Source organism: Gracilibacillus thailandensis, from assembly GCF_010994055.1.
In the GTDB taxonomy this organism is placed as follows: Bacteria; Bacillota; Bacilli; order Bacillales; family Amphibacillaceae; genus Gracilibacillus; species Gracilibacillus lacisalsi.
Map to the genome: position 1 here is coordinate 75,617 of NZ_WJID01000017.1, position 17,496 is coordinate 93,112.

The 17,496-nt window shown below is 37.2% G+C and carries 17 protein-coding genes; 6 read left to right on the forward strand and 11 right to left on the reverse strand.

All coding sequences use genetic code 11. From position 1 onward, the window contains the following. Window positions 1–15 precede the first annotated feature (15 nt). On the reverse strand, window positions 16–495 hold the full coding sequence (locus GH715_RS07120; protein WP_153834785.1) for a DsrE/DsrF/DrsH-like family protein: 480 nt from the start codon (window positions 493–495) through the stop codon (window positions 16–18). A gap of 514 nt (window positions 496–1,009) precedes the next feature. After that, a complete protein-coding gene (locus tag GH715_RS07125; RefSeq protein WP_153834786.1) occupies window positions 1,010–1,864 on the reverse strand; it encodes a MurR/RpiR family transcriptional regulator in 855 nt (284 codons plus the stop codon). Window positions 1,865–2,008: 144 nt separating this feature from the next. Here GH715_RS07125 and gnd point away from each other — a divergent pair, with 144 nt between their 5' ends. From gnd to gntK, 3 genes are all read left to right on the forward strand, one after another. Further along, window positions 2,009–2,905 carry a phosphogluconate dehydrogenase (NAD(+)-dependent, decarboxylating) gene (gene gnd, locus GH715_RS07130; protein ID WP_153834804.1) on the forward strand — a complete coding sequence of 299 codons (897 nt, stop codon included), beginning with the start codon at window positions 2,009–2,011 and terminating at the stop codon, window positions 2,903–2,905. Window positions 2,906–2,934: 29 nt separating this feature from the next. Then, window positions 2,935–4,281 carry a GntP family permease gene (locus GH715_RS07135; protein WP_153834787.1) on the forward strand — a complete coding sequence of 449 codons (1,347 nt, stop codon included), beginning with the start codon at window positions 2,935–2,937 and terminating at the stop codon, window positions 4,279–4,281. A 68-nt stretch (window positions 4,282–4,349) separates the two neighbouring features. Further along, window positions 4,350–5,894: a gluconokinase gene (gene gntK / locus GH715_RS07140; protein WP_153834788.1), complete on the forward strand. Its 1,545-nt coding sequence runs from the start codon at window positions 4,350–4,352 to the stop codon at window positions 5,892–5,894. Window positions 5,895–5,994: 100 nt separating this feature from the next. Here gntK and GH715_RS07145 read toward each other — a convergent pair whose 3' ends face one another. The 3 genes from GH715_RS07145 to groES all read right to left on the reverse strand — a co-directional run bounded on the left by GH715_RS07145 (window position 5,995) and on the right by groES (window position 9,045). Next, a complete protein-coding gene (locus GH715_RS07145; protein ID WP_153834789.1) occupies window positions 5,995–6,828 on the reverse strand; it encodes a hypothetical protein in 834 nt (277 codons plus the stop codon). A gap of 230 nt (window positions 6,829–7,058) precedes the next feature. Continuing rightward, window positions 7,059–8,690: a chaperonin GroEL gene (gene groL, locus GH715_RS07150; protein WP_153834790.1), complete on the reverse strand. Its 1,632-nt coding sequence runs from the start codon at window positions 8,688–8,690 to the stop codon at window positions 7,059–7,061. Window positions 8,691–8,760: 70 nt separating this feature from the next. Continuing rightward, a complete protein-coding gene (gene groES / locus GH715_RS07155) occupies window positions 8,761–9,045 on the reverse strand; it encodes a co-chaperone GroES (RefSeq protein ID WP_018934111.1) in 285 nt (94 codons plus the stop codon). A gap of 304 nt (window positions 9,046–9,349) precedes the next feature. Here groES and GH715_RS07160 point away from each other — a divergent pair, with 304 nt between their 5' ends. Together GH715_RS07160 and GH715_RS07165 are read left to right on the forward strand one after the other, a co-directional pair. After that, window positions 9,350–10,060, forward strand: a complete 711-nt coding sequence (locus GH715_RS07160) for a CPBP family intramembrane glutamic endopeptidase (protein WP_018934110.1) — start codon at window positions 9,350–9,352, stop codon at window positions 10,058–10,060. 4 nt (window positions 10,061–10,064) lie between these two features. After that, entirely contained in the window at window positions 10,065–10,274 is a 210-nt protein-coding gene (locus tag GH715_RS07165; protein WP_153834791.1) for a YdiK family protein, read from the forward strand. Between the two features lie 44 nt (window positions 10,275–10,318). On the opposite strand, the gene GH715_RS07170 is transcribed toward GH715_RS07165, so the two are convergent. Beyond that, complete coding sequence (locus tag GH715_RS07170) at window positions 10,319–10,966, reverse strand: redox-sensing transcriptional repressor Rex (protein ID WP_153834792.1); 648 nt, start codon at window positions 10,964–10,966, stop codon at window positions 10,319–10,321. A 171-nt stretch (window positions 10,967–11,137) separates the two neighbouring features. Here GH715_RS07170 and GH715_RS07175 point away from each other — a divergent pair, with 171 nt between their 5' ends. After that, complete coding sequence (locus tag GH715_RS07175; protein WP_153834793.1) at window positions 11,138–13,063, forward strand: ABC-F family ATP-binding cassette domain-containing protein; 1,926 nt, start codon at window positions 11,138–11,140, stop codon at window positions 13,061–13,063. Between the two features lie 307 nt (window positions 13,064–13,370). On the opposite strand, the gene tsaD is transcribed toward GH715_RS07175, so the two are convergent. From tsaD to thiL, 5 genes are read right to left on the reverse strand one after another with little or no spacing between them, the layout of a single operon-like run. Continuing rightward, on the reverse strand, window positions 13,371–14,408 hold the full coding sequence (tsaD, locus tag GH715_RS07180; protein WP_153834794.1) for a tRNA (adenosine(37)-N6)-threonylcarbamoyltransferase complex transferase subunit TsaD: 1,038 nt from the start codon (window positions 14,406–14,408) through the stop codon (window positions 13,371–13,373). Then, a complete protein-coding gene (gene rimI, locus GH715_RS07185; RefSeq protein ID WP_153834795.1) occupies window positions 14,405–14,851 on the reverse strand; it encodes a ribosomal protein S18-alanine N-acetyltransferase in 447 nt (148 codons plus the stop codon). Before rimI ends, tsaD begins: the two co-directional genes overlap by 4 nt. Beyond that, window positions 14,844–15,542, reverse strand: a complete 699-nt coding sequence (gene tsaB / locus GH715_RS07190; RefSeq protein WP_153834796.1) for a tRNA (adenosine(37)-N6)-threonylcarbamoyltransferase complex dimerization subunit type 1 TsaB — start codon at window positions 15,540–15,542, stop codon at window positions 14,844–14,846. The genes rimI and tsaB overlap by 8 nt, the downstream gene beginning before the upstream one ends. Further along, window positions 15,539–15,994, reverse strand: coding sequence for a tRNA (adenosine(37)-N6)-threonylcarbamoyltransferase complex ATPase subunit type 1 TsaE (tsaE, locus tag GH715_RS07195; RefSeq protein WP_153834797.1), 456 nt, complete (start codon window positions 15,992–15,994; stop codon window positions 15,539–15,541). The genes tsaB and tsaE overlap by 4 nt, the downstream gene beginning before the upstream one ends. Before the next feature lie 4 nt (window positions 15,995–15,998). Beyond that, window positions 15,999–16,976: a thiamine-phosphate kinase gene (gene thiL, locus GH715_RS07200; RefSeq protein WP_153834798.1), complete on the reverse strand. Its 978-nt coding sequence runs from the start codon at window positions 16,974–16,976 to the stop codon at window positions 15,999–16,001. Window positions 16,977–17,496: the final 520 nt, after the last annotated feature.

Below are 17,496 nucleotides of genomic sequence, written 5' to 3' on the forward strand. Positions count from 1 at the left end.
CCAACCGATGAGACATTAAATAAATAAGTTTACATTTCCGTCTTCTGCGTCTCCTAGATATGCTGCAACCCCTGCATATTCAATTTCTTCTAGTAACTCTTCTTTTTGGAGCCCTAATAAGTCCATTGTCATGGTACATGCCACAAGATTTACATCTTGATCTTGTGCCATTTCAATTAAGTCAGGTAATGGCATTGCATTATGCTTTTTGATGACATCTTTAATCATTTTTGGACCAAACCCAGCATAATTCATTTTGGATAACCCCATTTTATTTGCTCCTCTGGGCATTATTTTTCCGAACAATTTTTCTAATAATCCTTTTTTTAATTGAATGCTCTCATCTTTTCTGAGCGCATTTAATCCCCAAAACGTGTGAAAAATGGTCACCTCGTGATCGTAAGCTGCTGCACCATTTGCAATAATATAAGCTGCCATAGCTTTATCGTAATCACCGCTGAATAAGATAATATTCGTTTTTTTCTTTTCTGACATTCTAATTCCTCCATTCAATAATACTTATACCCCTATAGGTATATAAATAACAAAATAAAAATTGGTTGTCCACCTTCGCTTTTCGTTTTAGGCGGTGTTAACCAAGTGCAAATATCATTTTATACCATAGGGGGTATAATTGTCAACCACTTATTATTTATCTAATAGGATTAGTATATGGTCATCAAGCTTCATCATATGACGATAATTTTGCAAAAAAGATTGATAAACTACGGTGTGGGTTTCATAAAAGTTACTTCCCACGAAGATGCGCTATAACAAACCGGGAAAATTTCCACTGATTACGACCAGTTCATTTAATGTCTTACATTATTGAACAATTCACCCATAATAAAAAAGCTCCGATCATTCAATTTTATCATCGGAGCTTTTGCTAGTGATACCTTCCAAGTAAAAAATTTTTATTCATATTATAGTTTATTTCAATGTAATCCTTACTTCATTACTCTTTACTTCACTTATTTTATAATACACTAGTAGGGTATAAAGCACTCTATATTCTTTTCACCGTAATAGCTTCGCGCATTTTATTGAGCGCTTCTTGCCCCACTTCTCCCCTATTCATCAAAACGTTCACATATAATAAATCAAGTAATGTCAACTGCGCAATCCTCGAAGAAAATGCTTCTGTTCTAAAATCGGTTTCGCCAGAACTTGTATATAGTGGAATATGTACCGCTTCACTTAACGTTGATTTCGCAAAGTTGGTAATCGCGATCGTATTTACTTGATTCTTTCTCAATACGTTTAAAATATGTAAAATATCCTTCGATGACCCTGAATGTGAAATAAGCACAGCACAATCCCTCTCATCCAGCTGGGAAGCAGCCATCAACTGAAAATGAGTATCCACTGCAGTTTGTACCGGCAAACCGGTACGAATAAACTTATGGTATGCATCTAATGCTACCGTATTGGATCCACCACTACCAAAAAAGTAGATTTGGCGGGCAGACAATAGGCTATTTACAGCCTTTTGCAATTGTTCTTCATCGATAATCTTCAATGTTTCTTCCAAAGATTGAATATTGGTTCGAAATACTTTGGCAGCTACCGTATTTAATTCGTCATCATTTTCCACTTCTTCATGAATATGTTGAATAGAAGACACTACTTCAGAGGCTAATGCAATTTTCATTGCCTGGTAACCTTTATAACCTATCCGCTTACAAAATCGAAAAACAGTTGAATCTGCAACATCTAAATCCTCAGCCAACTGATTAATCGAAGAATGAATAATCTGGTTAGGATTTTCTAAGATATAATCAGCAATTTTTCGTTCTGTGACACTAAACCTCGGATAATTTCTTCGTACCTTTTCTAAGCATGTTTGCTCTCTTTTTTTCATTAGCATTCTCCTGAACGACCTTTAGTTCTCATTATACAAGATTAGTGTACGAAAAAAAATATTTTTTGTAAACGGTTGAAAAAAGAATTTTTTTTCGTATAATGTATGAAGAACGAAAATTTTTTCGAAAGAGGATTGGTCATGATGGAAATAGGAATGATAGGTTTAGGGAAAATGGGATACCAACTGTCGCTAAATCTACTAGATAAAAATTATACTGTTATTGCTCACGATATGAGTGAAGAAGCACGACAGCATATTATTTCAGATGGTGGTGAGGCCGCCCCAACGATAAAAGAACTAGTAAATCGTTTACAAGCACCACGGATTATTTGGATGATGGTTCCAGCGGGTGATGCTACAGAATCTGTATTTCAAGCTTTACTGGAGCATCTTGAAAGCGGTGACCACATTATTGATGGCGGAAATGCTCATTACAAAGATTCCATCAAGCGTGGGGATGCGTGTAAAGAAAAAGGGATCTACTTCTTTGATTGTGGGACAAGCGGTGGTGTTGATGGTGCCCGAAATGGCGCCTGTACAATGATAGGTGGAGTGCAGCAGGAGTTCGAAAAGCTAGAAACACTTTTTCAAGACTTAACCGTAGAGAATGGCTACTTGTATACTGGTCCTGTTGGAAGCGGTCACTTTCTTAAAATGGTCCATAACGGAATCGAATATGGTATGATGCAAGCGATAGCAGAAGGTTTTGACATACTTGAGAAAAGTCCTTTTGCTTACGATTATGAAAAGGTTGCCAAAGTGTGGAATAATGGCTCCGTTATTCGCTCCTGGTTAATGGAGTTAACAGAAGACGCTTTCGGAAAAGATCCTAATCTCGAACAAATAAAAGGAATCATGCACTCATCAGGAGAAGGAAAATGGACAGTAGAAACAGCACTCGACTATGAAATGGCTGCGCCTATTATCACACTCGCTCTAATGATGCGCTATCGCTCACAAGAGCAAGACACATTTACCGGAAAAGTTGTCGCAGCACTCCGTAATGAATTCGGTGGCCATGCTGTAACTAAGGTCTAAAAAATTTTTCAGCAAAGGATGGAAACAACATGTCAGATCAAATGTTAATACTTATTGCGTTAGCAGGAATATTCTTATTATTATTTCTCGTTATTCGAACGAAATTACACGCGTTCGTTGCTTTATTAGTCGTCAGTTTAATTGTCGGTATTTTAGCAGGAATGCCTCTTGGCGATGTAATCGACACGATGGAACAGGGTATGGGGGGAACATTAGGTTTTGTCGCTGTTGTTGTCGGTCTAGGCGCGATGTTTGGCCAAATGCTTGAAGTATCTGGTGGTGCTGATCGTTTGGCACGTACCATGATCAATAAACTCGGCGAAGATAAAGCTCAATGGTCATTAGGGATTACAGGTTTTCTTGTAGCTATTCCCGTCTTTTTTGATGTTGGATTTATCATACTTGTACCACTTGTATACGGTTTAGCAAAGAAAACAGGAAAATCATTATTGTATTACGGTATTCCTTTACTTGCTGGTTTAGCGGTTACACACAGTTTTATTCCCCCGACTCCTGGACCAATTGCGGTTGCAGATTTAGTCGGAGCTGACTTAGGTTGGGTTATCTTATTCGGCGCACTGGCTGGTATACCTTCCATGATTATTGCTGGTCCACTGTTTGCACGTTATATTTCCAAACGTCTACATGTAGTTGTACCAGAATACATGAATATGGAAGAAATAGAATATGATGAGCGAGAATTGCCTAGCTTTTCTTTAATTGCTTCCATTATTTTAATACCTTTAGTACTAATTTTATGTAATACATTTTCAGACTTCTTTTTAGAGGAAGGAAATATGGCACGTGAGATATTCACTTTCTTAGGACATCCTTTTGTTGCCTTAACGATTGCAACGATCTTAACCTTTATTTTCTTAGGAACAAAACGCGGTCTTTCTCGTCAGGAAGTACAAGATATTGCAACGAAAGGATTAGAACCTGCAGGGATTATTATCTTAGTAACTGGTGCAGGTGGAGTATTTAAAGAAGTCTTAATTCAATCTGGTGTAGGTGATGTGATTGGTAACATGATGGCTGGCTCAAATCTACCACCGATTTTACTAGCATTCTTAATCGCGGCTGCTGTACGTGTCGCACAAGGTTCTGCAACTGTATCGATGGTAACAGCAGCAGGACTTGTAGCTCCTTTAATTGATATCTTAAGCCTTGAAGGTCCTGTTTTAGGGTTAATCGTTATCGCAGTTGCATCAGGTGCAACAGTGTTATCACATGTCAATGACTCTGGTTTCTGGTTAGTGGGTCGATACTTTGGTTTAGATGTAAAGGATACCTTGAAATCTTGGACAGTTATGGAAACATTAATAGGTCTTGTTGGTTTATCCGTAGCACTTATCCTAGGCATTTTTATTTCATAATTGATACGATGGGCGCTGCTTTTTTGAAATAAGCAGCAGCCCATTTTACATAGGAGGAATCTATCAGCATGAGCAATGTTATGATTGGTGTCGATATTGGCACGACAAGTACGAAAGCAGTAGTTTTTAATAATAATGGAGAGGCTTTAAGCAGAGCGAGCGTGGAGTATCCATTACATACTCCCAAACCGGAAGTTGCAGCGCAAAATCCTGAAGAAATCTTTCAAGCTGTTTTAACTACTATTAAAGAAAGTATGAAAGAAGCAAAAATAGCTGGAAATAACGTACAATTTATTTCATTTAGTTCTGCCATGCATAGTTTAATGGTCGTTAATCACAATGGTGAGCCATTAACTAACTCCATTACATGGGCTGACAATCGCAGTTTTCATTACATGGAGAAAGTAAAGCAAGCGTATAATGGACATCAAATTTACTTACGTACTGGCACACCAATTCACCCAATGTCACCCTTACTGAAATTGGTATGGTTAAAAGAAGAACACCCTGAGTTGTTCAAACCTGATCATAAGTTTATTTCTATTAAAGAGTATGTTTTCTACCGGCTGTTTGGTCAATATATGATTGATTACTCAATTGCTTCTGCTACAGGCATGTTTCACTTAGAGCAATTGGACTGGGATCAAGAAGTACTGGAACTACTACAAATTAATAAGGAGCAGTTAAGTACGCCGGTAGCAACGACACACTTCATCACAGGTCTACATCCACCATATGCGGAAGAACTAGGATTACCTTCCGATCTACCTTTTATTCTTGGTGCAAGTGATGGCGTACTGTCTAATTTAGGAGTAAATGCGATTGAACCCGGGGTCGTAGCTCTAACAATTGGAACAAGTGGAGCTATTCGCACTGTTACAAATAAACCTGTCACCGATCCAAAAGGAAGGATTTTCTGTTATGCTTTAACCGATAAGCACTGGGTTATTGGTGGCCCTGTCAATAATGGCGGCATGATTTTCCGCTGGCTGAAGGAGGAATTGGGACAAGCAGAAGTTGAAAAGGCCAAACAGACTGGTGAAAGCCCATATGATTTACTCACAGCACTTGCCGAAACCGTTCCAGCTGGATCAGAAGGATTGCTTTTCCACCCCTATTTAACAGGAGAGCGGGCTCCATTATGGAATGCGAATGCAAGAGGTTCCTTTTTTGGGCTAGCCATGCATCATAATAAGAAAGAACATATGATACGAGCTGTACTAGAAGGAATTATGATGAATCTATATAGTGTATTACTAGCTCTAGAAGAATTAATCGGTGAACCGAAACGGATCCAAGCTACTGGTGGGTTTGCCCGCTCTCCATTCTGGCGACAAATGCTTGCTGACATATTCGACCAGGAAGTCATGGTACCTGAAAGCTTCGAGAGTTCTTGCTTAGGAGCTGTTGTATTAGGCATGTATGCGAAAGGAGATATCGATTCTTTGGAGGAAGTGAAAAACATGGTTGGTTCGGTTCATAGCCATCACCCTAATCCAGATGCCGCAAAAATCTACCAAGAATTAATGCCCATCCCTATTCGCATACCTCGCCTACTGGAACAAGAATATGAAGCGATTGCTAATATTCAAAAACAATACACTCAAGCTTGAATTATTAGGCAGTAAAGTAAATGCTTTGCTGCCTCTTGCGTTTAAAATATATTTACTTTACTATGCACGACTGATCTTCAATAGCTCCATCAAGGGGGTGTCATCTTGCCATTTTGCAAATAAAAGAATAGGCATACTGGTTCCACCTAAGTAAAAGAGTTGCCAAAACCAGATAAATGATAGTATATATCCAAAATGGTATTTCAATTACAAGTATACCTACGTAATACAGAGGCAAATCAATTCCAAAAACCAAAATAGGCGCAAGTAATCGCCAGCGAAACTTTTGGAAGAGTATAATTGCTATAACAAATATTAAACTTTTCAAAATCCCCATTATTGCTGATACTAAAATGTCATCACGATAAACATTTTCAAAAAAACCAAATTCATAATATCGAATGGTAGCGACAGACATGATGAACATCACAGTACCAACTCCACTCCATCCTTGCATCCACAATGATAGAAATCGTGACCATTTAGTACCTAACTGTAGAGCTCGTATCCAGAATTTAGATAATGAAAAGAAAAACAATGTGCAGATAAAGGTATATTCTTTCCTCCACCAGTTTGTCTGATAAATATCAAGCCATTCAAATAACCATTCTATAACTACCAGCATTACTGCGAAGAGTACGAGATAACGAAATCGAAGCTTATACATCGCTGCTACAACACCCAAGATAGGGATGACAAATAAGTTTGAAACAATTGCGCCTAGTACGTTATCGTAGTATGGTACAGAGAGTACTTCAGGAAAATAATTGTAGCTATTTCCGATGATCATAACAAAGAGTTCTGCTATATATACCATTCCCGAAAAACATAGAAATAGCACAGTAACACCAAATTGACGCTTATGAACAATTATTAAAACCAATATTAAAATACTTATGATAGTAAGGATCATATAAGGGACATAGTTAGGCATTTGTCAGACTCCCTTCTCCCTTATCATATCCAATAGACCTCCTATACTATACTCACCATCCTAATAACTTCATTATTTTGCATTTTATAATAATCGATAATCATTTAATGAGATCCCTTTAAGACTTTTTATAAGCAGAAAAACAACAAAGAAGACTACCTCCTTTATCTTAGGAAGTAGTCTTCTACTTATATACTATTTATCGTTAACTTCGTTTCTGGAAGAGTGCATTACATCATGCCTGGCATTCCGCCACCCATTCCACTCATATCTGGTGCACCGCCACCATTTTCTTCTGGAATGTCAGCTACTACTGCCTCAGTAGTTAAGAACATCGCAGATACACTTGCTGCGTTTTGAAGTGCAGAACGCGTAACTTTGGTTGGGTCAACGATACCAGCGTCGATCATGTTTACCCATTCACCAGTTGCTGCGTTGAAGCCAATTCCAACTTTTTCACCTTTTAGACGTTCTACGATAATTGAACCTTCTAATCCAGCATTTTCTGCAATTTGACGAACTGGAGATTCTAGTGCGCGAAGTACGATGTTTACACCAGTAGCTTCGTCACCTTCAAGGTTAAGTTCTGCAACTTTGTTATATACGTTAAGTAGTGCCGTACCACCACCAGAAACGATACCTTCTTGAACCGCTGCACGAGTTGAGTTCAATGCATCCTCAATACGTAGCTTACGTTCTTTAAGTTCTGTTTCTGTTGCAGCACCAACTTTTACTACAGCTACACCGCCAGCAAGCTTAGCTAGGCGCTCTTGTAATTTTTCTTTATCGAATTCAGAAGTAGTTTCTTCTACCTGTGCACGGATTTGTGCAACACGAGCAGAGATTTGTTCTGGGTCACCTGAACCTTCTACGATAGTTGTGTTCTCTTTAGTAACAACTACTTTAGAAGCGCGACCTAATTGCTCAATGCTAGTGTTTTTAAGATCTAAACCAAGATCTTCTGTAATTACTTCAGCACCAGTTAATACAGCGATATCTTCTAGCATTGCTTTACGACGATCACCGAATCCAGGAGCTTTTACAGCAACTGCATTAAATGTTCCGCGTAGTTTGTTCACTACTAATGTAGCAAGCGCTTCGCCTTCTACATCTTCAGCAATTAAAAGAAGTGGTTTACCTTGTTGTACAACTTGTTCTAGAACTGGTAATACTTCTTGGATATTGTTGATTTTCTTATCTGTAATTAAAATGTAAGGATCTTCAAGATCTGCTTCCATTTTGTCTTGGTCAGTAACCATATATGGAGAAGCATATCCGCGATCGAATTGCATACCTTCAACAACTTCTAATTCTGTGTTGAATCCTTTAGACTCTTCGATTGTGATAACACCATCGTTCCCCACACGCTCCATTGCTTCTGCGATTAATTGACCTACTTCATCATCAGCAGAAGAAATAGCTGCTACTTGTGCAATTGAATCTTTTCCTTCGATAGGTTTGGAAACTTTACGAAGTTCTTCCGTTGCGATTTCAACCGCTTTTTCAATACCGCGGCGTACACCTACTGGGTTTGCACCAGATGCAACGTTTTTAAGACCTTCTTGGATCATTGCTTGTGCTAATACTGTTGCAGTTGTTGTACCGTCACCAGCTACATCATTTGTTTGAGAAGCAACTTCAGAAACAAGCTGTGCACCCATGTTTTCGAAACTATCTTCTAATTCAATTTCTTTAGCAATCGTTACACCATCATTTGTAATTAGTGGTGAACCATATTTTTTATCTAAAACAACGTTACGACCTTTTGGTCCTAATGTTACTTTTACTGCATTAGCAAGTGTGTCTACCCCACGTAGCATTGCGCGACGTGCTTCTTCACTAAATTTTAATTCTTTAGCCATTGTGAAAAAACCTCCTTAAAATTTGAAAAAATGTTATGTTATTTATCTTTAAAGCTCTTCGTTATCTTACTTAGCTTACAACTGCTAAAATGTCACTTTCACGAAGAATTAAGTATTCTTTACCTTCATATTTTACTTCTGTACCAGCAAATTTAGAGAAAATGATAGTATTTCCTTCTTCAACTTCAAGTGCCACTTTCTCTCCATTGTCGGTTACACGACCAGAACCAACAGCTACAACCTTACCTTCTTGTGGTTTTTCCTTCGCAGAATCTGGAAGAACAATTCCACTCGCTGTTTTTTCTTCTTGCTCTACAAGCTCAATAATGACACGATCACCTAATGGTTTTAGCATCTTTTCGTTACCTCCTTGAATTTCTCATTCATTATTTTGTTGATTATTAGCACTCGTTCAAGAGGAGTGCTAACACAATTATTATAATAATGAAAATTGATTTTTTTTGCAAGTATTTTAATATCGTTTTTTAAAAAAATTTATCCCGGTCGCTAACTATATAAGTGGAGGGTCTCCCCTCCACTTATGAACAGCAAAATACTCACATACTTCTATGTGTAGACGAAGTATTTCAATTTTATTCTAAATTTATGTTAAAATACGTATCATGACATTAAAAAGAGTTTAAGGGAGTCGTTATACTTTGCCAAGAAAATATATTTATTTGATCATAACGTATATTGCTATGCAGTTTTCCATCTTTTTGGCTCTACCGTTTGCTTCCTTCATTGAAGATTTGGATACTTTCCAAGCTAACTGGAATATTGCATCATTTGCGATAGCTTTGATGATATCTATCTATTTCATAAGGGATGAAGTGCAAGATTTCTTCCAAGCACAACAAAAGAAAATTGGCACCATTATACTGTGGTCTGTACTAGGTTTTTTCCTTGTAATGATAACACAAGGCGTTGCTGTTGTTATTGAGATGGTAGTTTTCAAAATCCCACCTGGTTCAGAAAATACAATGGACTTAATGAACATAGCACGACAAACTCCTTTGTTCATTGTAATTATTTCTATATTGGGACCAATTCTAGAAGAGTTAGTGTTTCGTAAAGCTATTTTTGGTTCACTCTATAAGAGAATGAACTTCTTTTTCGCTGCGTTGTTATCTGGGGTCATTTTCGCAGCTGTTCATAATGATTTTGAACACTTACTTATATACACTTCAGTTGGAATGGTGTTCGCCTTTCTTTACGTTGAAACGAAACGAATCCTTGTACCAATTATTGTGCATATGTCGATGAATACATTTGCCGTAATCGGTCAACTGTCTGTCGATCCAGAAGAAATGGAACAGCAAATGGATCAAATAAAAGAGTTAATGACGATTCTTATTGGAGGACATTAGTATTATGCGTATTTCACCTTTACGGTCTGCCATTTTTTACATTGCATTAGGCGCTTTGTTCACCTTCATCGCAATCCAATCGGCAGATGAAACTGTTTTTAACTTTATTACCATTTTATTAGCAACCTTTGCAACAATTGATTTTGTGGTTGCGTTTAGATTAATCAATCTACATTTTCGCATAAAAAAGGCGAATGACAATAAGAAAAAATAGACTTAGCTACTGTTAGCTGAGTCTATTTTTTAGTAATAATATTTTTACTCTTCTCTCTCGTTCTCTAACGGATAATGCTTCATAAAATAGGCAAGTGATTGTAGTTCCACGGCTAAATCAATATGATGTACACGGACATTCTCGGGAACTGTAATTCTTGCCGGTGTGAAGTTCAAAATACCGCTGACTCCTGCTTTCACTAGACGATCAGTAATATTTTGTGCTTCCGATACAGGTACTGTCAAAATTGCAACAGAGATATTTTCTAAGTTCCCCTCTAAATCGTCAATGTGGTGCACTTGAATATCCCCTATCGTTTTGCCGACCTTTCGTTTATCAGCATCAAAAGCGACTTCAATTTTTGTATTATTATTTTTAGTGAAATTATAATTTAAAAAAGCGGTTCCTAAATTCCCTACACCAATTAGCGCAACGGGAGTATTTTCATCCTGATCTAATGTTTTTCGGAAAAACCCCAACAAATATTCGACATTATAGCCATAACCTTTTTTCCCTAAAGCACCAAAATAGGAGAAATCTCGTCTTATTGTAGCAGAATCGACTTTCATCGCTTCACTTAATTCTTTTGAAGAAACTCGCGACTTTCCCTGAATATGAAGATTATTTAAAAATCGATAATATAACGGCAAACGTTTCGCCGTCGCTTGTGGTATTTTATTTTGATTGATCATCATTCATTCCCCTTACTATAATTCGGTTTGGATTTGTGAATGTTTATACTTACTTTTTATTCTAACAGAAAAGCGGTTAAATGTCGTGAAAGAATTCACTTACAGCCAAATAACCGTGCTTGCAGTGGTTTCTGCTTTCCGATACACTGAACATATTAGAGGTGAAAGCAAATGATTTATTTACAAGTAAACAATTTAACCAAAAGGTTCGGTGCTGAACTGATCTTATCTAATATAAAATTAGAGATAAAAAGCGATGACCGGATTGCTATAGTGGGTCGAAATGGTGCCGGAAAATCCACTCTTTTAAATATTATTTCCAATCAACTTAGTTATGATGAAGGGGAAATTCATAAACCGAAAGATGTATCGTTAGGCTATCTTGCACAACATTCAGGTTTAAATTCTAATGAAACGATTTGGGACGAGATGCTTAAGATTTTTGAACACTTTCAAAAGGAAGAAAAAGCGCTACGTCAGATGGAACAGCAAATGGGCGATCCTGATCTACTTGCGGATAGTGAACGTTACGAGCAGTTGCTTGCCAGTTATGATCAAAAACAAGAAGCCTTCAAGCTTGCAGGTGGTTATCAATATGAAGCGGACATAAAAGCGGTGCTGAACGGCCTTGATTTCCCTGAAAGCATGTGGACGACCTCGATTGCTACACTAAGTGGTGGCCAAAAAACAAGATTAGCTTTAGGGAAACTTTTATTAACGAAGCCTGACATTCTCATATTAGATGAGCCTACCAACCATTTGGATATTCAAACTTTAACGTGGTTGGAAGGCTATTTAAACAATTATCAAGGTGCTGTCGTCATCGTCTCTCACGACCGCTACTTTTTAGATAAAACCGTAAATATTGTCTATGAAATCTCTCGACATCATTCAACTAAATATCATGGCAATTATAGTGATTATTTGCAACAAAAAGCAGCGAATTATGAACGTGATCTAAAGCTCTATGAGAAACAACAGAGTGAAATTAAAAGAATGGAAGAGTTTATTCAGAAAAATATTGTACGTGCTTCTACTACGAAACGTGCCCAAAGTAGACGTAGGCAGTTAGAAAAAATGGAAGTGATGGACAAACCAGCTGGCGAAGAAAGCTCTGCTAAGTTTACGTTTACAATTGATCGCAGAAGTGGTAACGATGTGTTAAAAATTAACGATTTAGCATTTCACTATCAAGAATCAGATCCATTCATTTTTTCAAATCTTAACTTGCATATCGAACGTGGAGATAGTGTAGCACTAGTCGGACCAAATGGTGTTGGAAAATCAACCTTATTAAAGACGATTATCGGGCAGCTAGATCCTGCTTCAGGTGACATTCAGCTCGGAACAAATGTACAGATTGGTTACTATGATCAAGAACAAACACAATTAAATCCTAAGAAAACGGTATTGAATGAACTGTGGGATGATTATCCAGTTATGAATGAAAAGGACATTCGTACCATTCTCGGTAACTTCCTTTTCAGCGGTGATGATGTGTTACGTAACGTTTCGGCTTTAAGTGGTGGGGAAAAAGCGCGTCTAGCACTAGCAAAATTAATGATGGAGAAGGCTAACTTCTTGTTACTTGATGAACCGACCAACCATTTAGATTTGGATAGCAAAGAAGTGTTAGAAGCTGCATTAATTGACTATCCTGGATCGATTTTATTTGTCTCTCATGACCGTTATTTTATTAATAAGATTGCAACACATGTATTAGAAATGCAAGCTAACAAAACAACACTCTACTTAGGTGATTATGATTACTATGTGGAGAAAAAACAAGAAGAACAAGAACTTGCCGAACTAAAGAAGGAAGAAAAGAAAACAGTCGACAAGTCTGATAATACAAAATCTAATTATGAAAAAGAAAAGCAATTAAAGAAAGAGCAACGAAAAAAAGAGCGTAGAATTAAGGAAATTGAAGATGATATTGAACAGCTTGAGTTAGAAATGGAAGAAATTGACCAAATGTTATGTGATCCTGATGTTTTTCAAGATCATGAAAAAGCATTGGAACTAACTAACCAAAATGACTCCTTAAAGGCAAGATTGGAATTATTAATGGAAGAATGGGAAACATTACACGAATAGACACAAAGGGCATTTTGCGAAATAGGCATTATGTCCTTTTCCATTTTACTTATCCTCAATTATGCACACCCTTATCCACTTATTCAGTCCTAGCAAATCAGTTATTAAGATGTTTGTCCACATTATCCACAATTTTAATTCGTTTTATCCACATTCTATTGCTGTTATTCAAGCTTGATATCACAAGGGATATGTAATAATCCACATTTACAGAAAATCTTTGTGGATAATAAAGATTTTACGATTTCTATATCAACTTCTTGACCATCACACCGGCTGCACACTGCGTAAAAAAATGCTAGAACGTTTATCGTTCTAGCATTGATCTTTTTGCATATCTTTCCAGACTTAAACTTGGATTAGCATTTAAATCCCATTGTGCTCGGTGACCTTGTTTGAACGCAATCGATCCTGCTGCTGCAATCATTGCTGCATTATCTGTACATAGCGATAACGATGGAAATAGCAATTCTACAGCTTCTTCCGCCTCAAACTTAGCTTGCATCGCTGCTCGCAATCCTTTGTTAGCCGCAACACCGCCTGCAACAATCACTTGTTTCACACCATATTGTTTGGCTGCTTGAAAGGTTTTCTCTGTTAGCACTTCGACAACACTTGCTTGAAAACTTGCTGCTACATCTTCTTGTTTTAACGTTTCACCTTTTTGTTTGGCATTGTGCAATGTATTAATAACAGCTGATTTTAATCCACTAAAACTAAAATCGAAGGAATCCTCTTCTAACCATGCACGCGGAAAGTCAATGTTAGCTTCTCCTTGATGTGCTAACTGATCGATTTTGGGACCACCTGGATAAGGTAATTCCAATGTTCTAGCGACTTTATCATATGCTTCACCAGCAGCATCATCTCTAGTTTCCCCAATAATTTCAAAATCACCATGTTCTTTCATCAGTATCAGTTCAGTATGTCCGCCGGAAACAACTAAAGCTAACAGTGGAAACTCAAATTCCTTTTCCAATCGGTTAGCATAAATATGACCAGCAATATGGTGAACACCAACTAATGGTTTTTGATGAGCATAGGCCAATCCTTTCGCAGCATTAACACCAACCAAAAGTGCACCGACTAAACCCGGTCCTTCTGTTACGGCAACAGCATCCATATCATCGATCGTTAAACCTGCTTTTGCAAAGGTTTCTTCTAACACAATCGTGATCTGTTCGACATGGTGTCTAGAAGCTATCTCTGGAACTACCCCACCAAACCGTTTATGGCTCTCAATTTGGGAAGCTACTACATTTGACACAATTTCTCGACCATCTTTTATTATTGCTGCAGCTGTTTCGTCACAGCTCGTCTCAATCCCTAAAATATATTCACTCATAAATTCACCCACAATACTAAAGCATCTTCCTGATTATCACTATAATAATTTTTCCTGATTCCACCGGGTTTCATTCCAAACTTCTTGTACATTCGTTGTGCAGTTTGGTTGGAAACACGTACTTCCAATGACAAATGACGAATGCCACGGGCAACTGCATAATTGATTACGTACTGGAATAATCCTTGACCATATCCTTTCCCTCTATGATCTGGATCAATTGCAATATTCGTAATTTGTGCTTCATCTAACACCATCCATGATCCACAAAAGCCGATCACTTTCTTATTTAAAGTAGCAACAAAATATTGTGCATAATGGTTCTTCTTTAATTCTTCTTCATAAATATCGTCTGGCCATGGTATTGAAAAAGAGCGTTTGTCTATCTCTTTCACTTCCTCTATATCCGATTCTTCCATTTTTCGAAATTGAACTCTAGCCATTTTGCTCTTGTTCCTTTAACCATTTTGCTTCTGCCTCAACTAAACGTATATAGTTAGGTGTTAACTCATGAAGGTTATCCTCATTACGTTCTGCGCCCAAAAGAGCTAATTGGCCAGGACGAGGAAGATGGTCAATGGCTGGGGGGAAAATGGCCGCCTTTGCTAATTTTTCTTTTATTAAGCTTTGGTGCTGCTTGATGTCCTGACTAAGAAAGATAACAGGTTTTTGATAGCTTTTAACTTCATCGAGCCATTGCTCCATTAAAATATTCTGGTCTTCTTTTTTTACATTAATTCGATCATAATTGTTTTCATATAACCCTGTATAAACTAAGCCTCTACGTGCATCAAAAAAAGGAGAGATCAGTACATTTTGTTGTCTTACATTATGCGCCAATAATTCTAGACTAGATATAGCCACAATCGGGATCTTTAGCGTCCATGCCATTGTCTTTGCTGTTGCGAGTCCAATACGAACACCAGTGTATGAGCCTGGACCTTTGGCAATGGCAATTCTATCTAACTGAGCTGGCGTGGTTTCTGTTTCTTGCATAACATGATCTATTGCCGGCATTAAGCCAACCGAGTGATTACGTTTGATATTTGCCGTATACTCTGCTTTCACTTCTCCATCTTTACTTACCGCTACTCCTAATACTTGATTAGAAGTATCAATTGCTAACACATTCATGAATATAGCTCCTTACATACCGAATCAAAGTGATCTCCAATTGGATGAAAAATAATTTTTCTTGTATGTTCATCGATTCTTTTTATTTGAATCTCTAATCGTTCTGCTGGAAGAAATTCTTCGATAAATTGTGCCCACTCTACAACGGTAATACCATCTCCGTTGAAATATTCATCAAAACCGATGTCCTCTTCACTATCCTCCAGACGATAAACATCCATATGATATAACGGAATTTCTCCAACATATTCTTTTACAATCGTAAACGTCGGACTGTTAATCGTTCTTGTTACACCAAGGCCAGCACCTAAACCTTTTGTGAAAGTTGTTTTCCCTGCACCTAAATCGCCTTCTAAAGTTAGTACATCTCCAGGCGATAGCAGTATTGCTAATTTATTTGCTAATCTTCTTGTTTCTTCCTCTGTATTTGATTCGAAAATATATGTACTCATTATTTCACCTACTTAGATGTGTATAACCCGATTTTTCCAATTTTTTTAGTTGATGATTATGTTGTAACCATACTGTACCATTCTTATTCCAATCATTTCGCACCGTTCCTATTGCTGAAATTTTAGTATTTGTTTTTTTGGCTATCGTTTTTAATAGTTCCCAATCTTTTTCAGAAACAGTTCCAATCAATTCAAAGTCTTCTCCGCCAGTTAAAGACCATTTGAATTGTTGTTCATGGGAAAAATCAGCTAGTCGTGAATGGCTTGGTATTTTATCATATTCAATGATCAATGTTTTATCCGAAGTCTCTGCTATTTCATTTGCTTCATTTGCAATACCATCACTTATATCATTTAAAGACATCCGCGTTATATTTTCACATTGATTAATAAATGATACTCTTGGCATTGGCATTTGATGTCGCTTTACAAAGTATCGATAATTGTCTTGCTCTTTGTGAGTAGCATTTAATAATAGATGTAAACCACAAGCAGCATCACCAAGTGTTCCAGTTACAAAGATTATATCATGTTCCTGTGCATCACTGCGATATCTAGCCTTTCCTTTTAAAACAGTTCCTAATACTGTAATGGAAAGGACTAATTGTTCACCTGACACAGTGTCTCCACCGATAAGATCCATGTTAAATACTTTAGCCAGCTCTTTCATACCGTGATAAATCGCTTGTAAATCGGCGGCAGACCAGCTGTCTGGTATAACAATCGATACTACATATGACGTTGGTTTGCCCCCCATAGCTGCAATATCACTTATATTCGCAGCCAATGCTCGATAACCAATATGAAAAGGTTCAGTTGTCTTAGAAGAAAAATGAACATTCTCCACCATCGTATCAACCGTGGTAATAACATCCTCATTAGTATGTCTTACAATAGCCGCATCATCACCAATACCTTTTACAACTGAGGATTGTCGATAAAAATCCGGCTGAATGGACCGAATAAAATCAAATTCTTTCAACAGACCACACCTCCAAAGCACAACAATATACACACATCATACCAAAACTTTAGATAAGAGGACAGGAGAAGCACCTCTCATAATCCTTAACTTTAACATAGATAAAAAAGCTTTACTCCTTGGCTTACTTGGTTTCGATATCCATTGGTAAATGTTACATTTATCCAAGACTATAGCAAAAACTGAAACTACTCGAAATATTAAATAGGAAATTGATGAGAGTTTTATGATTTAGTGCCAATTTAGTGTTCAGCATGGTTCATTTTGGTACTAAAAGCTATTTTAAGTACCATTTCAATATAATAATTTCTATTTTTGGTACTTAATTGACTATTTAGTACTATTTTGACTTCGTTCGTGTAATTTTTGGTACTTAAATTAACTATCTTTACTTTTTTAATCAACCTTTTCCTACTTTTTTATTTTTGAAAGTTGAGATAACAATGGTTATATACAGAGGTGGCTCATCATGCTCAAATTATTGGTTCTTTGTCAAATGTGGTGGTGTAGTTTTATCTAC